Below are 21831 nucleotides of genomic sequence, written 5' to 3'. Positions count from 1 at the left end.
GATTGCAATAAATTGCTTGTGTAGAGTTTTTTGTGTGCAATGTTATCTAATATGTTAGTTATCTGGAAATAATAAAGTTTCTGTCATAGGGGTGTTTTTTCACTCTTATATTTCAAAAAACAGATAACAAACTACGCTTTAGATATTTAAGCGATTTGTTTTTATGTGAATTGAGTGTAGGGTGTTTTATTATCACTTTTCGCTATAATTTTTCTCATTTCGGATATCTCTTAAATAACTGTTTCTTATGTACAAATTTCATGATGATTTTCTTTTTTTTCATTAAATATTCTACATCTTTGGAACATCCTAGATCAGATTGCAAAACAAAAGTAACTATCGCAATATGCGATTGTGTGTAAAAATATGATATCAAATGCATAATCCTCTTTCCCTTCATTTATGTAATAAAACGATATAATTCCATAACTTTTTATATCCCTTGACTCTGTCTCTCTAAACGATGACGAATTTCAACCACTGCACTACAGATTCTTTTTTCTTGATAAATTTCTTCTATTCATCACTTATGTAATGACCCCCATAAGTGTATCGAATAAGCCCCTCTATTTCATTCAACTTTCTTCTATACTGAGTTATAGAAAAAGAAAATTAACAATAAACAGAGAAAACACTGTATTTTAATATGGATGAATGTGCCTTTTATTACCATTTTTAATGGAAATATATTTACAACTCAAATAACGAGTTAAAGTTTTTAACGCGTTTATTTATCGTTATAAGTAATCGTTTTTCATATTAAGTAATAATTCTGAATAACGTGAAGTTTCTCAACACCTTCTTATTTTCTCAACACCTTCTTATATTGAATCAATCAAGATTATTTCTTGTACATCATAAGCAGGGTTAGTATGCAAATAGAATAAAAGCTATTTAAGAAAAAAATAAAAATGCTTCTTATGAACGCCATAAATAATAAGAACTACGTAACATTGAGAGCTCCTAAAGGTATAATGGATCGAGCTTATCTACCATACCGATAAGCATTATCATGGCATGAAATTATAGTATAGCAAATTTTATAAAATGGATTATCACGAAAAACTGTCCTGTTAAAATCAGCCCTTCATATATCAATCTACTTCATAATTTTTCTCATATTTTTAAGCTTAACTGTTTTATTCATCGTATTATTTTGTCCATTCAAAACTTCTTTTCAAGCCACATGATAACCCCTTTACTGAACAGCTCTTTGTATAATATGCATATATGTACTTTTACTTCGAGAAACAAACTCAGAAAAGAGATGCAATACTTTAGCCCTAATTTCCTGTACAAAAATTGCTATGGACCCAGTATACTTTACTGTTTTATCACGCGTACAGCTGCATAAAAATCCAGTTTTTATTTATATTTATCCCCTTATAAACAAGATAAGCACTAAAAAATACAAACTTTTGTTTTCCTTATTTTGCTATTCTCGTAACAATTTTTTCATTGTTTAGATCTCTTTAACGAGCGATATGTCATAATTTTAGTCTTATATTTCAGATTTTAAATTTCCAATATATGACGAAATAAAGGAGTTCAGTGTGCAAAATTCTCGTTGGTTTCGCGTTTCAATGCTCGCATCATGTATCTTAATAACAACAGTCATTGTATTGGGTTCACCTCATTTGTTGCACGCACAAACATTTAATCAAAATTTAGGGCCCAGTGGTTTACCACTTCCGCGATTTGCTTCGATTAAACCCACCAGCGTTAATGTGCGCGTCGGACCAGGAAGCAACTATTCTATCATTTTTACCTACAAAAAGAAGGGCTTGCCTATTGAAATCATTCAAGAATATGATCAATGGCGCAAAATTCGTGATGCAGAAGGCGATGAGGGGTGGGTGTATCAATCGCTTTTATCGGGAAAGCGAACTGCTATAACTATTCCATGGCAAAAAGATAAAACAAAAAGGCTGATGCTCCGAAAAAACCCCACCGACAACGCAGAGCTTGTGGCAGAAGTAGAACCTAATGTCATTGGCAATATCCGCCAATGTGATGGACAATGGTGCGAACTAAACATTAATAATATGCGCGGATGGCTTCAGCAACCCCAGTTATGGGGAATCTATCCTGATGAAAAAGTAAAAGGTTGGTAAATGCACAAACTCATTAAATTTAATTTTTATTCCTCATTGAATATCCTCACTGCCTATCACAAGATTGATTTTTTGGTTTCAATCGCACGATCAAATCAACATGTGAAATTTCCATACCTTCTGGTGGCTTAGGCAAATTTCTAATAATGGGAGCTTCTTCCAAATTGTAAGGAATATCAAGAATACGATTTTCACCTTCTATATAAAAATGGTAGTGATCAGAGGTATTGGTATCAAACCAAGTTTTTGAGCCTTCTACGGCAATAATCCGTAATAATCCCGCTTCCGTAAATTGATGAAGCGTATTATAAACCGTTGCTAAAGATACAGGTACACCTGCCCTCACTGCTTCCTCATAGAGCTCTTCAGCAGTAATATGACGATTTCCTTGAGAAAAAATCATATGCGCAAGTTCCAACCGCTGACGTGTTGGACGCAAACCATTCTGACGCAAACGTTTTTCTAACATAGAAATGGAATAATATTGCACAATTTTTCCACACTCTTTTGTGAACTGTTGCTCTTCATTCATATCTAAATCGTCTGCACTCACTGACATATTACAAACCCAAATATATTCCTGCTAAATAAGATCAAAATACAAAAAAATGGGAATAGTATGGTGTAATCTTGTATTCCATTTTTAAATAATTACCTGTGTAGAATACATAAAAAAGGCCTTTTGTCATTAAAAATGATATAAAATCATTTCCCTCTCTTTAAAATTTGCTCTAAAAGTAGGTTGGGAAAAGCGCAGAAATAAAAATATATGCAAATAAATGGAGTAACAATGGCTGAACAAAAGTCTCGCTACACTTATGAAGAGCTTCTAAGCTGCGCTCGCGGCGAAATGTTTGGTAAAGGTAATGCGCAATTGCCAGCACCGCCAATGTTAATGATTCATCGAATCACTCAAATTAGTGAAACTGATGGTAAATACGATAAAGGAATGGTTCGCGCCGAATTTGACATTACACCAGACCTGTGGTTCTTTAATTGTCACTTTATAGGCGATCCCGTCATGCCAGGATGTCTCGGACTGGATGGTATGTGGCAATTGACAGGATTTTTTCTTGGTTGGCTAGGCGAACCAGGAAAAGGAAGAGCGATATCAACAGGTGAAGTAAAGTTATCAGGGATGGTAACTCCACAAACCAAAATTCTTGAATATGAAATAGATTTTAAGCGTATTCGGCGTGGAAATTTAGTCTTAGGAATAGCTGATGGGTGGCTAAAAGCAGATGGAGAGACTATTTATAAGGCGAGTGATTTACGCGTTGCTTTATTCAAAGAAGATTGAACGTTATTTCCGTCAGAAAGAACTTTTCACTATTCTGTATGGAACGAGGAGGTATGAATGCGTCGAGTTGTTGTAACTGGAATGGGAATTGTCTCCGCGATTGGAAATGGACCTGAAGCTGTTTTAACCAGTTTACGTGAAGCAAAATCCGGAATTTCTTACGCACCTCAATATGCCGAATTAGGCTTTCGTAGCAGAGTTTACGGCAAACCTGATATTAATATAGAAGAACTCGTAGATCGACGTGCTCTACGTTTTCATGGGCGTGGAACAGCATGGAATCACATCGCCATGGATCAGGCAATTGCTGATGCGGGTCTAGAACCGCATGAAGTATCGAATGAACACACGGGTATTATTATGGGTTCTGGAGGTGCTTCAACTCAGTCAATCGTTGAGGCTGCTGATATTACACGCCAAAAAGGTCCAAAACGCATCGGTCCTTTTGTTGTGCCTAAAGTGATGAGTTCCACGGCATCCGCAACACTTGCAACTTTTTTTAAAATTAAGGGCGTAAACTATTCAATCTCTTCCGCATGTGCTACATCCAATCATTGTATCGGCAATGCTTATGAAACAATCCAATATGGAAAACAAGATCGCATTTTTGCTGGTGGTTGCGAAGATCTGGATTGGACATTATCTGTTTTATTCGATGCTATGGGTGCTATGTCCAGCAAATATAATGATGTACCAGAAAAAGCTTCGCGTGCTTATGACGCTAATCGTGATGGATTTGTTATTGCTGGTGGCGCTGGCGTTTTGGTTCTTGAAGAACTAGAAGTCGCTAAAGCGCGTGGTGCAAAAATCTATGGAGAAATTGTTGGTTATGGCGCTACATCCGATGGATACGATATGGTCTCTCCGTCGGGTGAGGGAGCAGAACGGTGCATGCGCATGGCACTTGCGACCGTCAAAAATAAGATTGATTATATCAATCCCCATGCAACAGCAACACCTGTTGGTGATCCTCCTGAAATAGAAGCGATCCGCCGTATCTTCGGAGCAGGTGATCAATGCCCGCCAATTTCTGCCACAAAATCTCTGACTGGTCATTCCTTGGGTGCAGCTGGTGTTCAAGAAGCAATCTACACACTGTTAATGATGCAGCATAATTTTATTTGTGAAAGTGCCCATATTGAAGAACTTGATCCAGCTTTTGCTGATATGCCAATCGTTCGTAAACGACGTGATCATCAACAACTGAATACCGTATTGTCAAATACTTTTGGCTTTGGCGGTACCAATGCAACGCTTGTTTTCCAACGCTATGAATAAACACACGTTCTTAGTAATTGAAAAAAGTACGGTCTTACGGAGAATAATATGAAAGGTTTGATGGAGGGCAAACGTGGCCTTATTATGGGGATTGCGAATGACCATTCAATTGCTTGGGGCATTGCCTGTCAGCTCGCACAAGCAGGAGCTGAATTAGCATTGACTTATCAAGGGAATGCTTTTGGAAAACGTGTTCAGCCTCTAGCTGATAAACTTGGCTGCAAATTAGTGCTAGAGTGTGATGTTGAAAAAATTGAAAATATTGACTACGTCTTTGAGCAACTTGAAAAAGAATGGAAAACTATTGATTTTATTGTCCATGCCATTGGTTTTTCAGATAAAACTCAGCTAAAAGGACGTTATGTTGATGTTACAACACGTGAAAACTTCCAACGCACGATGGTTATTTCAGCTTATTCCTTTACTGAAATTGCCCAGCGCGCGGGTAGGCTTATGCCCAATGGAGGAACACTTTTAACTCTTACCTACGGTGCTTCACAGCAAGTTGTGCCTAATTATAACATCATGGGTGTTGCTAAAGCAGCTCTAGAAGCTATGGTACGTTATTTAGCAGCGGACTTTGGTCCTCAAAATATCCGTGTCAATGCGATTTCCGCTGGTCCTGTTAGAACTTTAGCAGGTAATGGTATTGCAGCTGCACGTGCAATATTTTCACATCAACGCCGTAATGCCCCATTACGTCGTACCGTAAATATTCATGAAATTGGAAAATCTGCTCTTTATCTACTCTCTGACTTATCATCAGGTGTTACAGGTGAAATCCATTATGTTGATTCAGGCTATAACATCATGTCTATGCCAATACTTGAAGAGCTGAAAAAAAGTGATGATACTCAGGAAGGATAAAAATCATCGCACTTAGAAAAATATGACGTAAGGCACGTGTGCAGGTCTTTATAAGAATAAGTCTAATACAAAACCAGATACCTTGTTTTGCAAAGTGTTTCATAAAAATCCGGAATATTTCTTCAATCCATGGTTGATAAATTTTGTATTTTATGACGTTATTTACCTTACTAAAGCATACGCTTTTGCTGTTGCTTATAAATCAATCCCCAGCCCTCGCAGTGTGAAACAGAGATTAGGGGATTATTAAAATCCTTAGCTTCAGCTTTTGTATACCAGATTGAAAAAAATATTGCCTACCGTTTTATTTATTCTTGAAACGCAAAGGCAATCTAATTTAGGAAGAATATGAAGGCGTAAAGAAATCAATCATTAATCTGACTATTATTCTTTAATGAGGCTTTACAATTTTAAAAGCACCCACACAATATTTTTTTAAATAAGGGAGGTTACGCTTTACCTCACACCTTTATTTTCTCGTTCTTTAATGAAAGCATTTCTCTGATATATCAGGTAAAATAGAACGCCCAAAAACACTACGGCTGTTGCTCCTTCATGCATTTTTTTAAAAGATATCTCTCAATACACGCAATTCCATTTCACAATGGTATCTGTAGAACGTATAAAAATCCCCGTGAAGTACATAAATCCTTTTTGCTCCACCATTTTAATGTTTATAAAAATGACAAACCGACACCATCATTTTACTTGCCATGTTCTAATGTTGAAACACCCCTTGATGCTTGAGATGATTCATTAGAAGTATTTTTAATAATTTTTATCCACATACTAACCCGCTTGTGACAAGCAAACACATATTTTTAATTAATTCAATACAAAAATAAAATGAATTATTCATATAAATCAATTTTTTATCTTTATAATCACATTATTTTTTCAGTTTAAATGACAGCCACAAATAAGTACAATAACATTTTTTCAATTTTAGATTTTCAAATTTATAATTCCAAAAGTCATTTCTTGCATATAAAAAACAGAATTGACATGTGAGAAAATAAAAGGCGTAAACATCTCTACGGAACAGGCTCAAGTGCCAAGAGCTGTCTCAAGGTAGGATGTGTGATGATGCTCGGCTTCCTCCTTCATAAACATAAAGATGGGGACGTGCACAATGGCTTTATCGTTACACTATTTACGGTCACCGTCGCGAATTGGGCTTGGGAGTTTTAAGAGAGGTCTCTTTAAAACAAGCGCGTAAATATACAACAGCAATAGTGTTTTATTTTGGGCGTTCTATTTTACCTGACACATCAAGGTGTGAGGTAATCTCCATTATTTAAAAGATATGCTTTAGATAGCGTAAAACTGAATTTAAAAATGATGGTAGAAATGGAAACTGGTTTTCATCTTTAAAATTTCATCTTCTTCCCAAATTAGATTGTCTTCTTGTTTTAAAGAATTACACAAACAGAGACACACGATATCCCTGCCCCTATCGAGATATAAACGCTGTTACACGCAGCAAATAATATTGAAAATTGGATAATAGCAATGATATTTTTAGCTTATACGTTAATAAATAAGATGCTTCCACCTAATGAGTCTTGTATTATTCTGTTTGCAAATATCCTTGTATTATTCTGTTTGCAAATATCATTGTGAGATGAATTTAAGAGAAAATCAAAATATCTTCTTCATTACATTGCATAAATTCATTATATTACATAAACATGTGTAAGTGGAAACGATAATTTATTTTCAAAGAGATAGTTTTTAGACAAAAGCCAAAACTTTTATATTTCATCCATGTTTCATAAAGAATCGAATGATATGAATCTATAATTTCCTAGAATATGACTGTCTTATACAACCATCAATACAATCTATTTTATATGCCTATCATAGCATGTTTCTATTTTTTACAATTGGAATTATTTAAAAAAACAGGATATCATTGTATTTCATCCTTAAGAGTACGGCTTAGTAATGCGTTCGCCGCTTCAGTTATGTTTTTACCACAATAGAGAATTTGATAAATTTGTTCTACAATGGGCATTTCTATCCCAATACGTTGCGCCAACGTATGTACTTCCTTGGTATTTAAGTACCCTTCCACAACCTGACCAATTTGTTTTTCCGCTTCTTTGATATCTACTCCTTTACCAAGAAGTATTCCAAAACGGCGATTACGCGACTGATTATCAGTACATGTCAAAACCAGATCACCTAAGCCTGTCATTCCCATAAATGTGGAAAGCTCAGCACCCATAGCCCCTCCTAAACGACTGATTTCAGCTAGTCCTCGTGTGATGAGAGCTATTCGTGCATTTGCCCCAAATCCCATGCCATCTGATATTCCTGCACCAATAGCAATAACATTTTTAACTGCTCCCCCTAATTGAACGCCAATCATATCTGAACTTTTATAAACTCTAAAACTTTTGTCACAATGAAAAAGTTGCTGCAATTCTTTACCAAACTCAACATCAGAAGCTGCTATCGTCATTGCAGTAGGCCAACCAACAGCTAGTTCTTGAGCAAAAGTTGGTCCAGAAAAAACAGCTAAAGGAATTTTTTCACCTAAAATCTCACGAGCAACCTCTTGTAAGAAACGTCCGGTACCATGTTCTAAACCTTTTGTTGCCCAAATAACACGTGAATGCTGATCTAAATAAGGCTGAATGTTATACAAAACTTGATGAAATACATGGCTTGGAACAGCGATTAATATATTGTGACTTGCTACTATTGCAGTTTCAAGCGAAGCTTCAAGTAATAAATTTTCAGGAAATTGAATATCGGGTAAATATACTTTATTACAACGTTGTTCTTGTAATTCTTTGATATGTTGGGGTTTATATCCCCAAAGTAAAACATTATGACCATTACGGGCAAGAGCAATCGCTAATGCAGTACCAAAAGAACCAGCACCAATAACTGTCATTGCAACGGTTTTCATTAAGTTTTCTGATTATTCTCTAAATTTTTGATTTCAATGGCATATTATTATTACAAATAACTTTAATGCTATCTTTAATATAAATCCTGTAAATCATAAAAACGTTACCGCCTCGTAGCTTTTATCTCACACAACATAAAAACTTGTTTCTCACATTCTCTTTCTTTGTAGTAAATTGTATAAATATCACTTTTTGTATATCCTACAAACAGCTATTTATCTCAAAAATTAAGGCTTGACTAAATACTCCATGGAATTTCTCTTTTAAAATAAAAGTACATTCAAAATCATGATACTCATTCCACTGATATCTTGTACCTACCCCTCTCTTTAATATCCTACGAATTTCTTGTAAGAGCTGATACATGCCGCATCAGCTCCCACAGATATTTCTAACAACTACTCCACAGGAGACTGCGTACTTAGCCCCCCCTGCTCCATAGGCATTTCTGAGCCCTGTATCTTTTCTGGCTGTTTTCTTACGGATATATCTTTGTTTGATAACTGCTCAGATACTGAAGAACCATCTCTACTTGATATTTCCGGTTCAATAACACGTCCTGAACCACCCATCATATTATAATTCAAATGAGAGATAGCCCACCAAGTTCCCCCAATAATAACAAAAACGCAAATAGCAGCAAACCACAATGCGCTTAAATTCCACTTGGCATCTGGACCAGAGTTCAAGTGCAAAAAGAAAACAATTTGTACTATAATCTGAATGATAGCCATCCCAATAAGATACACAACTTTTGTACTAACTGCCCAACTTTCCATCATTCCATACATCACAGGAACAAAAGAACCTAGGGTGAAAAATACAGCCAGAATAAAGCCGACCAAATAGGAACCAGTACTGGGACCATGTGTTTCATTTTGCATGCTCATCACAACGCTCCTAATAGATAAACCATGGTGAAAACACCAACCCATACAATATCAAGTAAATGCCAAAAAATGGAAAGGCATGCTAAACGTGTTTTATTGTTCTGATCCAAGCCATTACGACGAAGATGAAAAAACATCACAACCATCCAAAGAAGACCAACACTTACGTGAAGTCCATGGGTGCCAACCAAAGCAAAAAATGCTGACCAATAAGCAGAGAGAATCTCCCGTCCAAAAAGCTGTAAACCCGTCGCAGGATCAATACCAGCATAAGCATTTGGATCGTAATAAAAGACCTCACCCAAAAGTTCATGAAATTCGTAAAGTTCCATACCAATGAAGCAACACCCAAATACAAAGGTAATAGCCATCCATAAACGCACACCACTGATGTTATTTTTATGTGCTTGTACCATTGTAAAACCATAAGTGACGGATGAAAACAACAAGAAAGCAGTCTCAACCAAAACAAATTTTAAATCAATAAACTCATTGCCCGCCTTACCACCACCATAAGAAGCAGAAAAAACAGCAAAACTTGAAAAAAGTGTCGAAAACAGGATCAAATCTGAGAGAATATAGACCCAAAAACCAAACGTCATTACCGAACTATTATCGTGGTGATGTTCATCCACAGCACTCACTTTATTCATTGTTACTGCACTCATACTGTCACTCCTTGTTCTTTAAGAACAGCTGTAAAGGCATCTTCAGTTTTTTGTACTTCTTCAGCCGGAATATAATAACCATGATGGTCACCTGTTAATGAATGACACACAAGCGTTGCAATAAAACCAATCAAGCCGACCGCAACAAGCCACCAAATATGCCAGACAAGCGCAAAACCAACAACTAATGAGAAAAATCCCGCAATAATTCCAGCCGATGTATTGGACGGCATATGAATTTTTGTAAATCCACTGGTAGGACGTTGATAACCACTTTTCTTCATATTCCAATAAGCATCATCAGACTGTATTTTCGGAACTATTGCAAAATTGTAAGAAGGAGGCGGTGAAGAGATAGACCATTCAAGGGTCCGTGCATCACCCCAAGAATCATTTAATGTTACAGGTAAATGTCCCTTATGTTTGATACCGTACCAAATCGCCAAAACAACTTGCAGCACAAAACAAAGGATACCAAGCAAAATAATAAAAGCACCCAATGCAGCAATCATAAACATCGGTTGCCAACTAGGTTCCATGTAATGCTGGAGACGACGCGTCCCACCCATTAAACCAAGTGCATAGACTGGGAAAAAGGCAAGGTAAAAACCAATGAACCAACACCAGAAAGATGCAATACCCAATGCTCGATTTGGTTTATAACCAAAAACTTTTGGAAACCAAAATGCAATCCCCGCTAAGTACGCAAAAACGACACCACCAATAATTGTATGATGGAAATGCGCTACCAAAAACAACGAATTATGAAACTGCCAATCAGCTGGCACAATAGATAACAAAACACCAGTTAATCCACCACCAACAAATGTAAAAATCATTCCCATGCACCAAAGCATTGGAGGCTCAAAGCGAATCCGCCCCTTATACATAGTTAGCAGCCAATTAAAGACTTTTACACCTGTTGGAACAGCAATAATCATTGTCGCAATACCAAAGAAAGTATTCACAGCTTCACCGCCACCCATTGTGAAGAAATGATGTCCCCAAACAAGAAGCGAAAGAATCAAAATAACCAACATGGCCCATATCATCGAAGTATAACCAAAGAGGCGTTTTGAAGAAAAAGTTGATACAACCTCAGAAACAATTCCAAAAGCAGGAACAACCAAAACATAAACCTCAGGATGACCAAAAACCCAAACATAGTTAATCCATACCATCGGATTTCCGCCACCAACATTAGAAAAGAAATTCATGCCCAAATAACGATCGCATGCCAAGAGTGCAAATGCTACAGTTAAGACAGGGTAAATAACTAAAATAAGGACATTGCTAACAAAAGCGCTCCAACAAAAAACAGGCATTCTCATCATCGTCATCCCAGGAGCACGCATCTTAATCAAAGTCGCAACAAAATTGACCGCCCCCATTGTTGTCGCTATACCAGAAAGTTGAAGTGACCATAAATAATAGTCTACCCCTGTATCTGGACTCGTTTGCAATTCTGTAAAAGGTGGATACATCAACCAGCCACCACGACCAAAATTCCCAACACCTAGGGATATGTTAATCAATATTGCCCCTGCAGCCGTAATCCAAAAACCTAGATTATTTGCAAAGGGAAAAGCAACATCACGCGCACCAATTTGAAGCGGTATAAGATAATTAAAAAGACCAAATAAAATAGGCGTAGCCATGAAAAAAATCATGATAGTGCCATGCGCCGAAAAAATTTGATCAAAATGGTCAGGTGGCAAATAACCTGCACTTTCACTCCCAAGAGCTAAAGCTTGATGTGTTCGCATCATGAGTGCGTCCGCAAAACCGCGAACAAGCATAATAATTCCAAGAACTATGTACATAATGCCTATGCGTTTATGGTCAACAGTTGTAATCCAATTTCGCCATAGAATCCCCCACCACCCAAGTGCTGTTAGAGCAACAACAGCAATTAAACCAACCACAACAATCGCAATACACGTGTATAAAACGATCGGCTCATGTGCAAGTGCATGAAAAGCACCTGCCGTAGGATCTGTAAGTCTTCCAAACATTTCTCAACCCATTTCAAATGAAATTCAAGTTTAAAAGAAACCCTATGTTAAAAGGGCTCTTTCTTTACTGATTCTTTAAATAACATCAGGATCAAATACTGAACATAGTGCACCCCATAGCGTCTGAGCAGCAGCACGTTTCATTAAATCCTCATTACATACCGTATTTTCATCGACACATCGATTAACAACACGATAGTAAAGGCGCTTCTCCACAGGTGCAAAATAACGAACTTCAGCATCTTTTTTCTTCGCAGCAATATCACCCATACGAGGCGCAATAGAAAGTTGACGATAAGATGCACGATCAAGTACTCGACCATTAGCCCGAGCTTTTACAATCCAATCCTCAAAGTCCTGCAAAGACACAGAATGCCACTTAAACCGCATACTCGAAAAACCATCACCACTGTAATTTGCTGAGGTTCCTTTGAATACTCCTTGCTCTTCAGCGACCAAATGCAACTTAGCATTCATCTGCGGCATAGCGTAAAGAACTGTACCCAGTTTGGGGACCCAAAAAGCATTGACAGAATTCTCTGACGTCAATTGCAATAAAACTTGACGCCCTTCAGGTGCATAAATCTCATTAATCGATGCAACACCATATTCAGGATAAATAAAAAGCCATTTCCAATCAAGAGAAACGGCATCTATCTGTAATGGCTTTCCTTCACCTACAACTTCCACTGGGAGAGGATTTGTAGGTTCCAGCTTATAAGTATAATAAGCTGTTAATGAACCTAAAACCATTACAATTACAATTGGAATACCCCACATCAACGCTTCAATTTTATTTGAATGCGCCCAATCAGGAGAATAGTCCGCTTTCATATTCGATGCACGATATTTTATAGCTAAAAATACCACACTCACCATAACTGGGATGACAACACAAAGCATCACCACCACACAAACAACTATCAAAATGAGCTGTTGACGTGCAACATAACCTGATGGCTGTATAACATCAATTTTACAACCAGATAAAAGCAGTGCTCCCCCTAAAATCACAAGCATTTCTAATTGTCGAACAAAGCTTTTCATCTCTATTTACCCCCGTCATATGCACCAAAAATTGTCATAAATATATACCTCGTATTGTACAGATTTGAAAATAATTATCAAGTGAATTCAATGCCTATATTACTCTTATCAAACGCTTATTCTTTACCTATCACAATTTAATTGTTTTGCTTAATTGTTTTGCAATATATTCAAGTGCAAACCAATATCCATCACCTCCACACCCAGTTATGATAGCGTCTACACCTGCAGATGTATAAGAGTAGTGACGAAAAGCTTCACGCTGGTAAATATGAGATAAATGAACTTCTACTTTTGGCCCTGAAAACATTTTTAGGGCATCAAGAAGTGCAACAGATGTGTGACTGTAAGCCGCTGGGTTAATAATCAATCCAGAACTTGCCTCTATTGCTTCTTGTATCCATGCTACCAACTGCCCTTCACAATTACTTTGATAAAAATTTATTATGATATCATTTTTTTTTGCCCATTCTCTGCATCTTTTTTCAATATCTTCCAGAGTCTCAGTTCCATAAATTTCTGGCTCACGTTGACCTAGAAAATTTAAATTAGGACCATTTAAAATCGTTATCATCTCAGACATAGCATGCCTTTTCTTTTAGACCTATCACTTATTAAAAATAATATTTAGCATGTTTTTACGACAATAAAGCCCCATCCTTAATCTCAAAGAATTCTGCGCGTCCTTTTAAGTCATCAAATAAAAGACGATCTGTTCCTGTCATAAATGTTTGTACAGCTAAATCATCAAGAATATCAAATAAAGCAGCACGTCGGTGCGAATCAAGATGAGCAGCCATTTCATCAAGAAGAAGAATGGGGGCTTTTTCCGACATCATACCTGTTAGACGAGCATGACACAAAACTAAACCTGTCAGCAGCGCTTTTTGTTCACCTGTTGAACACGATGTTGCTTCTATATTTTTATCAGCATAAAAAACCTGCAAATCTGCGCGATGTGGTCCTTCTAACGTCCGACCAGCAGCACGGTCCATTGCGCGATTATGCCGTAATCGATCACAAAATTGCTCTTCAACTTCAATTGCTGATATTTCACTAAGAGCTGTTTCCAAAAAACCATCAATTTGCAAAAAAGCTCGTGGAAAAGGTATCTGTGATGGCATTTGTGTAAACATATCATTTAAAAGACGAATAACATCAACACGCGCCGCAGAAATAGCTGTCGCCAGTTCTGCCATCTGCTTTTCTAAAGCATCAAACCAAGCACAATCTTCATTTCCATCTAAAAATAAACGATTACGTGCGCGCATAGCTCTATCATAATCGGCTATGCGGCGCCTATGCAAGGGATCAATCGCCAAAACCATACGATCCAAAAAACTACGGCGCTCAAGCGAAGGACCTGTAAAAAGACCATCCATAGACGGTGTTAGGACACTAATATGACAATAATCTGTTAGGCAATCACCCGACTCATTCACACCATTAATATGGACTTTTCGACTGTTATCGCTAACCTCCAAAGCTGTACCAATCTTTACTTCGCCATAAAGAGCGCATTCAAGACGCGCAAATACAACAAATCCTCCACCGCCACCATCTACAAAGCTAACGTCAGAATAAGCAGCACGCCGCAAACCACGACCAGGAGAAAGAAAAGATAACGCCTCTAAAAGATTCGTCTTACCAGCACCGTTATGGCCGGTAAAAACCACATGCTGACCAGAAAAATGAATATTGAAAAAAGGATAATTGCGATAACGTAAAAGCTTCAGCTGCCTCACTGCCACTTTGTGCACATGACTGGCCATGCATTGCAAAACAATTGCCCCCTAAACGCGAATAGGCATCAGTACATAGAGCACATCCGCATCATCATTATCACGAATCAGAGCTGGTGCTCCAGCCTCAGCCAACATAAAAACCATCTCGTCACTTGAAAGCTGCCCAGCAATATCCAAAAGATAACGTGAATTAAATCCTATCTCAAGCGGTTCAGATGCATAAGTTACTGATAATTGATCTTCTGCACTGCCCGAATCTGGGCTATTAACAACAAGCCTTAACTGTCCATGCTCAATCGTTAATTTAACTGCACGCCCCCGATCACTTGAAATCGTTGAAACACGATCAACTGCAGAAGAAAAGTCCTGCCTATTAACAATTAATTCTTTATCATTTCCAAGAGGAATAACACGTTGATAATCCGGAAATGTTCCATCAATTAATTTTGATGTAAAAATCACAGAACCTACAGAAAAACGAATCTTTGTCTCTGAAAGCTCTATACATACATCGCTATCATTTTCTTCTGAAAGAAGTTTTTGCAATTCTCCTACAGCTTTACGGGGAACAATAACACCGGGCATTCCCTCAACTCCTGAAGGAGCTTCCATCTCAACTTGTGCCAAACGATGACCATCAGTTGCAACCAAACGCAATTTCAAAACACCATCATTAATAACATGTAAATAAATACCATTAAGATAATAACGGGTTTCTTCAGTAGAAATAGCAAATTGCGTACAATCAAGTAAATGTTTTAAGCTTGATGCCGATAGAGAAAAACGATAACCAAACTGCCCAGGAAGCGACTCTGGAAAATCTGCCTTCGGAAGACATTGAAGCTGAAAATGTGCACAACCCGAAACAACAGACATTGTGCCTGCTTGATTCTCATCGACGGATAAGACAACTTCATTGCTATCAGGAAGTTTTCGAATGATATCATAGAGCAAATGTGCTGGAACAGTTGTTGCTCCAGCTTGTTTAACATTAACTGCAAAAGATTCCGTAACCTCTAAATCAAGGTCTGTTGCTTTTAACTGCACACGACCATTTTCTGCATCAATCAGCACATTCGATAAAATAGGAACAGTATTACGGCGCTCTACCACACGGTGAACCCGACCAAGAGACTTGAGAAATTGACTGCGATCAACTGTAATACGCATAAAAGCCCCGTATGATTTACTAAAAACTATAAGAATTCCTTAGCATTAAAATAGATCCTCTTCAAAGAATCGCCTGCTAGACTTTATTAAACCTCTCTTAAAATGGCAAGTCACTCCTGCATAAGAAGAAAATAAATCTTTTCATTAAATTCTTTAAAGTTTCTCCAAAGAAAGAAACGATAAACACTATACAGCCTGTTCTCCAATCAAACGCTTAAGCAATTCAAGTTCCTTAGCCAAGGTCTGATCACCACAAACCAAATCTTCAATTTTACGCACAGCGTGTAAAACTGTTGTATGATCACGTCCACCAAAACGACGCCCAATTTCTGGCAACGAGCGAGGAGTTAATACTTTTGCTAAATACATTGCAACTTGCCGTGGCTTCACAACCGTACGTGTTCGACGATTAGATAACAAGTCCTGTTTAGAAACATTATAATGACGTGCTACCGTACGCTGAATTTCTTCAATCCGAATACGCTTAGGTTCACCAGGACGTGTCAAGTGACCTAATAACTCATCAATCCGCTCTAAAGATAAATCAGACTCAAAAGATTGGCGAAACAAGAGCTGATTAAATGCACCTTCAATATCACGCCCCGACCCTAAAACCGTTTTCGCAATATATTCCAAGATATCATCAGAAATTGATACCATGCCATCATCTTGTTGTGCCACCTTCAACCGCTGGCGCAACATTTGCAAACGCATTTCATAATCTGGTGCTTCAATTTCAAGAGCTACCCCTCCCTGAAGACGAGAACGAACGCGAAGATCAAGCGATTCTAATTCTGCTGGCGGACGATCTGCAGCGACAACAACTTGTTTTGCACTATCAAGCAACATATTAAGCAAATGGCAAAACTCATGTTGTATCGACTTACCCTGCAAAAACTGCATATCATCAATAATCAAAAGGTCGATATCACGAAGCTGCTCTTTAAAAGAAAGAGCATCATTATCACGAATAGCTGTTGCAAAACGCCACATAAAATATTCAGCAGTTAAATAAATAACACGCGCAGACGTTAAACGCTTCAATGCAGAAGCAGCAATTGCTTGAAGCAAATGTGTTTTTCCTAAACCAACAGATGCGTGAATAAAAAGAGGATTAAAACGCAAAGCACTTTTATGCCCCTCCGCAATTGAACGCGCAGCTGCTAAAGCAACACGATTAGAAGCCCCCTCAACAAAACTTTCAAAAGTATAGCGAGAATCAAGTGGAGATCCAAAAACTCCCGTTTGAGAACTCTTAACTGAATGCTCTGCACAACTTTCAACAAAAGATGAAGTCGCCTGCTCCTCTAGTACAACAGAAGGAACACTTCTTTTACAAACGACATCTCTTGAAACGCGTTCCATACCACGAACAATAACTTCAACACGAAGAATTGCTGAATTCTCTTGTTTCCATAAATGAGTCAAAAGAGAACCATAGTGATTATTAATCCATGAACGTAAAAAAGCAGTAGGAACAGAAAGCTTTACAAGAGTATGGCTATATTCAGCAAGCTTCACGCGCCCAAACCAACTGGTATAAGCCTCAACACCAACCTGCACCTTTAATTGCGCCATAACACGTATAAAAGCCGCCGCACTTTCCTCCTCTGAAACAATAGAATGCCCTATAGAAGCATTTCTACAAACGTCCTCATCACTCTCTGTCATCCTATTCTTTATTATGTTCTCTGCCGACAGGATATTCACCGAAACCCTTTTAAAGGAACTAGCTTTAGAGTTCAATTTATCCACCATCTTTCATCCTGATAAAAATAAAATTCTGTCCTGCCAAACAGCTAAAATAAATCTAGCGAAGGCAAAACGCCCTACCCCAAATAAGATTACTCACCCTCCCCTAGGATAGCCTCATCACAACCCCACTAACAAAGATGACCAATAAGATTTACTTGCACTCATGATATGACCCACCCTTCTAAAATGGTAAACATATCTATTCAGAAAACTAAAAAATCGTCAGAAAACCTCCCCAGCACAAAAGCTTCAAAAAGCCTAAGTCAAAACATCTTGTACTCAACAAAATACAGAACAATGTGCTGGTGTGACCCCTTCATGCTTTTTAGTCTTCATAAGAACCATACAAAACAGCAGAGGTAAAATGCAAGAGGTCAAAATAAAATCAAAAAACCCGAAAAAAATGCTTGTATCAATGAGGAATGAAAAAAATATTGATTCAATTCATTTTTTTTCTCTAAATTTACCAACAATTAAAGAATCTCTTCAGATTTAAAAAAAAAAATAAAATGCTTGACAAAAAAGACTCTGTAAAAATCCACAAAGCTTGTGGATAACCATACCCCTCCTATAAACTTTCTCTCCTTTTTCAAGAGGAGAATCATTATCGATTCTTATTTTCGATAGAAACTTTTTGAAATAATAAACAAAAAGCCAGCATCCTCATGGATACTGGCTTGATTCTCAATAAAGGAGAAAAAGCTTAAACGCTGAGAGCCTTCAAACGTTTAGCTAAACGCGATACTTTCCTCGCAGCAGCATTTTTATGAAAAACTCCTTTAGAAACCGCACGCATAATTTCAGGCTCAAAATTCTTAAATGCAATCTCTGCAGATGCCTTATCACCACCCGCTAAAGCATCATCAAACTTACGTATAAAGGTACGAACGCGCGAACGGCGGGCCCTATTAACCTGTGTGCGCGCCGCAACCTTGCGCACCGCTTTTCGAGCAGAAGGTGTATTCGCCATAAATATAATCTCTCTTTCAACACCTTGGTAAAATGAGTCTAAAGAACAACTCTACCAATATAAATAAATTCAACCCAAGCAAAACTATAAAGCTGCCTATAACTGTGTGGCTTATAGCGCAATCCCAAAGCTAACGTCAATTAGATTTTCAAAGATAGTCATAAAAAAACGAAGCCAAACTCTTTGATCCGCAGCTTTATAGCTTAATAATAGACATTCCTTAACAAATAAAAGAATTTAAACGGCCAACTTACGCAAGACATATTGCAAAATCCCCCCATGATGCAAATAATCTAGCTCATCTTCAGTATCAATACGGCATAATAACGGAGCGGTTTTTATCGTACCATCAGAAAAAGTAATTTTCGCTACTGTCTTTTGACGAGGTTTCAAGTTATGAATTCCTTCAATTGTCACCTTTTCATCTCCCTTTAAGCCTAAAGATGTCCAACTTACACCCTCCTCAAAGACAAAGGGAACAATGCCCATACCAACAAGATTAGAGCGATGAATCCTTTCAAAAGACTGTACAATCACTGCTTTTATACCAAGAAGATTGGTGCCTTTGGCTGCCCAATCGCGCGATGATCCATTGCCATATTCAATACCAGCAAAAACAACGAGTGGAGTACCTTCTTGTTTATACGCCATTGCCGCATCGTAAATGGCTTGTTCTACCGCTGACGGATAATGAACCGTATAACCTCCTTCTCGACCATTTTCTCCCAACATGAAATTACGAATGCGAATATTGGCAAAGGTCCCACGCACCATAACTTCGTGATTCCCACGACGCGTTCCATACTGATTAAAATCAGCCACTTTAACACCATGATCCATTAAATATTTTCCGGCAGGAGAAGCTGCTTTAATAGAACCAGCAGGAGAAATATGATCCGTCGTGATTTTATCACCAAATAAACCTAAAATCCGTGCATCTTTAATATCTGGTAAGATATCAGGTGTTTTCTGCATATCATCGAAATAAGGTGGATTGCGTACATAGGTGGATTGCTCATCCCAAGAATAGGTAGAACCCGTAGGAATCTGAACTTTTTGCCAATTTTCATCTCCCTTAAAAACATCTGCATACTTTTCAGCAAAAACCTTACGCGTGACATTTTTTTCGATGAATTCCTGTATTTCTTGAGAAGTTGGCCAAATATCTCTCAAATAAATGGGTTGGCCATTTGAATCTTCACCAAGAGGTTCCTTGGTTAAATCTTTACACACCGTCCCGATGAGCGCATGTGCAACAACTAACGGTGGTGAAGCTAAATAATTCGCTTGCACATCAGGGGAAACACGCCCTTCAAAATTACGATTTCCTGAAAGAACTGCAGATGCAACTATACCATTGTCATTAATCGTTTTGGAAATAGCTGGATGCAAAGGACCAGAATTCCCAATACATGTTGTGCACCCAAATCCTACTAAGTTAAATCCTAATGCATCTAAATCTTTTTGCAGACCCGAATTTTGAAGGTAAGCTTCAACAACTTGTGAACCAGGTGCAAGAGAAGTTTTTACCCATGGCTTACTCTTGAGACCTTTTGCCACAGCATTTCGTGCCAAAAGACCCGCTGCAATAAGAACACTTGGATTCGATGTATTCGTACACGACGTAATCGCAGCGATCACCACATCACCGTGACCAAGCGTATATTCTTCACCCTCGACCTGATAACGCTTATCTTGTTCAGAAGTCTTCTTATAGTCTTCGACCAATGCCTTCTCAAAACCCTGCCCAACGTTTTCCAATGCAATACGTCCTTCAGGACGTTTAGGACCAGCCATAGAAGGAACAACAGTTCCCATATCCAATTCAATTGTATCACTAAAAATGGGATGAGCCACCATTTCGTCATGCCACATCCCTTGTGCTTTGGTGTAAGCTTCTACTAAGGCAATCCGATTTTCATCACGTCCTGTCATATTGAGATAACGCACTGTCTCCTTATCAATTGGGAAAAAACCACACGTCGCTCCATATTCAGGTGCCATATTTCCAATCGTTGCCCGATCAGCAAGCGTCATCTGCTCCAAACCAGGACCAAAAAACTCAACAAATTTACCGACAACACCCTTCCGGCGTAGCATTTGAGTCACCGTCAATACGAGATCGGTGGCTGTTACACCTTCTTTAAGTTTACCTGTTAGACGAAAACCAATCACTTCAGGTAACAACATAGAAACAGGTTGACCTAACATTGCTGCTTCTGCTTCAATACCACCAACACCCCAACCTAAAACCCCTAAACCATTCACCATAGTCGTATGCGAATCAGTTCCCACACAGGTGTCAGGATAAATCGTCTCACAGCCCTCTTCATTCTTCATCCATACACATTGTGCTAAATATTCTAGGTTAACCTGATGACAAATCCCTGTTCCTGGAGGAACAACGCGAAAATTTTGAAAGGCTTGCTGCCCCCATTTAAGGAAACGATAGCGTTCACCATTGCGTTCATATTCATGCTCAACGTTTTCCTTAAAAGCCATGGAATTGCCAAAAGCATCAACAATAACTGAGTGATCAATGATGAGATCAACGGGAATGAGAGGATTGATTTTTTCAGCGTTACCGCCAAGTTTAACCATAGCATCACGCATTGCAGAAAGATCAACAACTGCTGGAACACCTGTAAAATCCTGCATAAGAACACGTGCAGGACGGTAAGCAATTTCTGCCCCAGCGCTCCCTTTGTCGTTTAACCACTTAGCAACATTGAGGACATCCTCTTTTTTAACTGTGCGACCATCTTCAAATCGCAATAAATTTTCGAGAATAACTTTCATCGAAAACGGTAAACGAGAAACACCTTCAAGCCCATTCTTCTCCGCTTCGATCAAGCTATAATAAGTATATTCTTTGCCACCAACATTTAATACTCTGCGACAATTAAAGCTATCAATTTGAGTCATGACTGTCCACCCTCATACTATAACCACCCAATTTCCAGGAATGAACAACACAAACTACGATTCAAGGTCGCAGCTTGAGCGCAGACGCTATCACCTCCGCTATCCATTTCCCCCTCCACCTCTCATAGGCAAATGCGGAAATCAGCGCCAGAAACCATTTTACACC

16 protein-coding genes are annotated in these 21831 nt (G+C 38.2%); 4 read left to right on the top strand and 12 right to left on the bottom strand.

The window, feature by feature from the left end; genetic code table 11:
• Positions 1-1553: 1553 nt before the first annotated feature.
• Positions 1554-2114 (top strand): SH3 domain-containing protein, encoded by a 561-nt coding sequence (locus tag ACFIJK_RS02565; protein ID WP_375626269.1) that lies wholly within the window; start codon positions 1554-1556, stop codon positions 2112-2114.
• Between the two features lie 46 nt (positions 2115-2160).
• Here ACFIJK_RS02565 and irrA read toward each other — a convergent pair whose 3' ends face one another.
• Entirely contained in the window at positions 2161-2673 is a 513-nt protein-coding gene (gene irrA, locus ACFIJK_RS02560) for an iron response transcriptional regulator IrrA (RefSeq protein ID WP_375626267.1), read from the bottom strand.
• A 231-nt stretch (positions 2674-2904) separates the two neighbouring features.
• Between irrA and fabA the strand changes: the two genes are divergently transcribed.
• The 3 genes from fabA to fabI are packed head-to-tail and all read left to right on the top strand — an operon-like array spanning position 2905 to position 5559.
• Complete coding sequence (gene fabA / locus ACFIJK_RS02555) at positions 2905-3414, top strand: 3-hydroxyacyl-[acyl-carrier-protein] dehydratase FabA (protein WP_375625418.1); 510 nt, start codon at positions 2905-2907, stop codon at positions 3412-3414.
• Positions 3415-3471: 57 nt separating this feature from the next.
• Positions 3472-4692, top strand: a complete 1221-nt coding sequence (gene fabB / locus ACFIJK_RS02550) for a beta-ketoacyl-ACP synthase I (protein WP_375619287.1) — start codon at positions 3472-3474, stop codon at positions 4690-4692.
• 48 nt (positions 4693-4740) lie between these two features.
• Positions 4741-5559, top strand: a complete 819-nt coding sequence (fabI, locus tag ACFIJK_RS02545) for an enoyl-ACP reductase FabI (RefSeq protein ID WP_273787460.1) — start codon at positions 4741-4743, stop codon at positions 5557-5559.
• 1912 nt (positions 5560-7471) lie between these two features.
• Here fabI and gpsA read toward each other — a convergent pair.
• The 11 genes from gpsA to acnA form a co-directional block, all read right to left on the bottom strand.
• Complete coding sequence (gpsA, locus tag ACFIJK_RS02540) at positions 7472-8479, bottom strand: NAD(P)H-dependent glycerol-3-phosphate dehydrogenase (protein ID WP_375625419.1); 1008 nt, start codon at positions 8477-8479, stop codon at positions 7472-7474.
• A 399-nt stretch (positions 8480-8878) separates the two neighbouring features.
• Entirely contained in the window at positions 8879-9370 is a 492-nt protein-coding gene (cyoD, locus tag ACFIJK_RS02535) for a cytochrome o ubiquinol oxidase subunit IV (RefSeq protein ID WP_375626263.1), read from the bottom strand.
• On the bottom strand, positions 9370-10038 hold the full coding sequence (locus tag ACFIJK_RS02530; RefSeq protein WP_375619284.1) for a cytochrome (ubi)quinol oxidase subunit III: 669 nt from the start codon (positions 10036-10038) through the stop codon (positions 9370-9372). Before ACFIJK_RS02530 ends, cyoD begins: the two co-directional genes overlap by 1 nt.
• The gene (cyoB, locus tag ACFIJK_RS02525) at positions 10035-12053 is read right to left on the bottom strand and encodes a cytochrome o ubiquinol oxidase subunit I (protein WP_273787464.1); all 2019 of its coding nucleotides are present in this window, start codon (positions 12051-12053) and stop codon (positions 10035-10037) included. The genes ACFIJK_RS02530 and cyoB overlap by 4 nt, the downstream gene beginning before the upstream one ends.
• Positions 12054-12128: 75 nt before the next feature.
• Positions 12129-13100, bottom strand: a complete 972-nt coding sequence (cyoA, locus tag ACFIJK_RS02520; RefSeq protein WP_273787465.1) for a ubiquinol oxidase subunit II — start codon at positions 13098-13100, stop codon at positions 12129-12131.
• 130 nt (positions 13101-13230) lie between these two features.
• A complete protein-coding gene (aroQ, locus tag ACFIJK_RS02515) occupies positions 13231-13683 on the bottom strand; it encodes a type II 3-dehydroquinate dehydratase (RefSeq protein ID WP_375625423.1) in 453 nt (150 codons plus the stop codon).
• Positions 13684-13738: 55 nt separating this feature from the next.
• A complete protein-coding gene (recF, locus tag ACFIJK_RS02510) occupies positions 13739-14872 on the bottom strand; it encodes a DNA replication/repair protein RecF (RefSeq protein WP_375625424.1) in 1134 nt (377 codons plus the stop codon).
• Positions 14873-14893: 21 nt separating this feature from the next.
• The gene (dnaN, locus tag ACFIJK_RS02505; RefSeq protein ID WP_375626259.1) at positions 14894-16015 is read right to left on the bottom strand and encodes a DNA polymerase III subunit beta; all 1122 of its coding nucleotides are present in this window, start codon (positions 16013-16015) and stop codon (positions 14894-14896) included.
• Between the two features lie 186 nt (positions 16016-16201).
• Positions 16202-17773, bottom strand: a complete 1572-nt coding sequence (dnaA, locus tag ACFIJK_RS02500) for a chromosomal replication initiator protein DnaA (protein WP_375626257.1) — start codon at positions 17771-17773, stop codon at positions 16202-16204.
• Between the two features lie 700 nt (positions 17774-18473).
• Positions 18474-18740, bottom strand: a complete 267-nt coding sequence (gene rpsT, locus ACFIJK_RS02495; RefSeq protein ID WP_012754537.1) for a 30S ribosomal protein S20 — start codon at positions 18738-18740, stop codon at positions 18474-18476.
• Positions 18741-18977: 237 nt separating this feature from the next.
• Positions 18978-21665, bottom strand: coding sequence for an aconitate hydratase AcnA (gene acnA, locus ACFIJK_RS02490; protein WP_375626254.1), 2688 nt, complete (start codon positions 21663-21665; stop codon positions 18978-18980).
• Positions 21666-21831: the final 166 nt, after the last annotated feature.

It is taken from the genome of Bartonella sp. PS17NMGDW (assembly GCF_042193555.1).
In the GTDB taxonomy this organism is placed as follows: domain Bacteria; phylum Pseudomonadota; class Alphaproteobacteria; order Rhizobiales; family Rhizobiaceae; genus Bartonella; species Bartonella grahamii.
The sequence above is the reverse complement of the archived record's forward strand: the minus strand, read 5'-3'. Positions and strand labels throughout refer to the sequence as shown.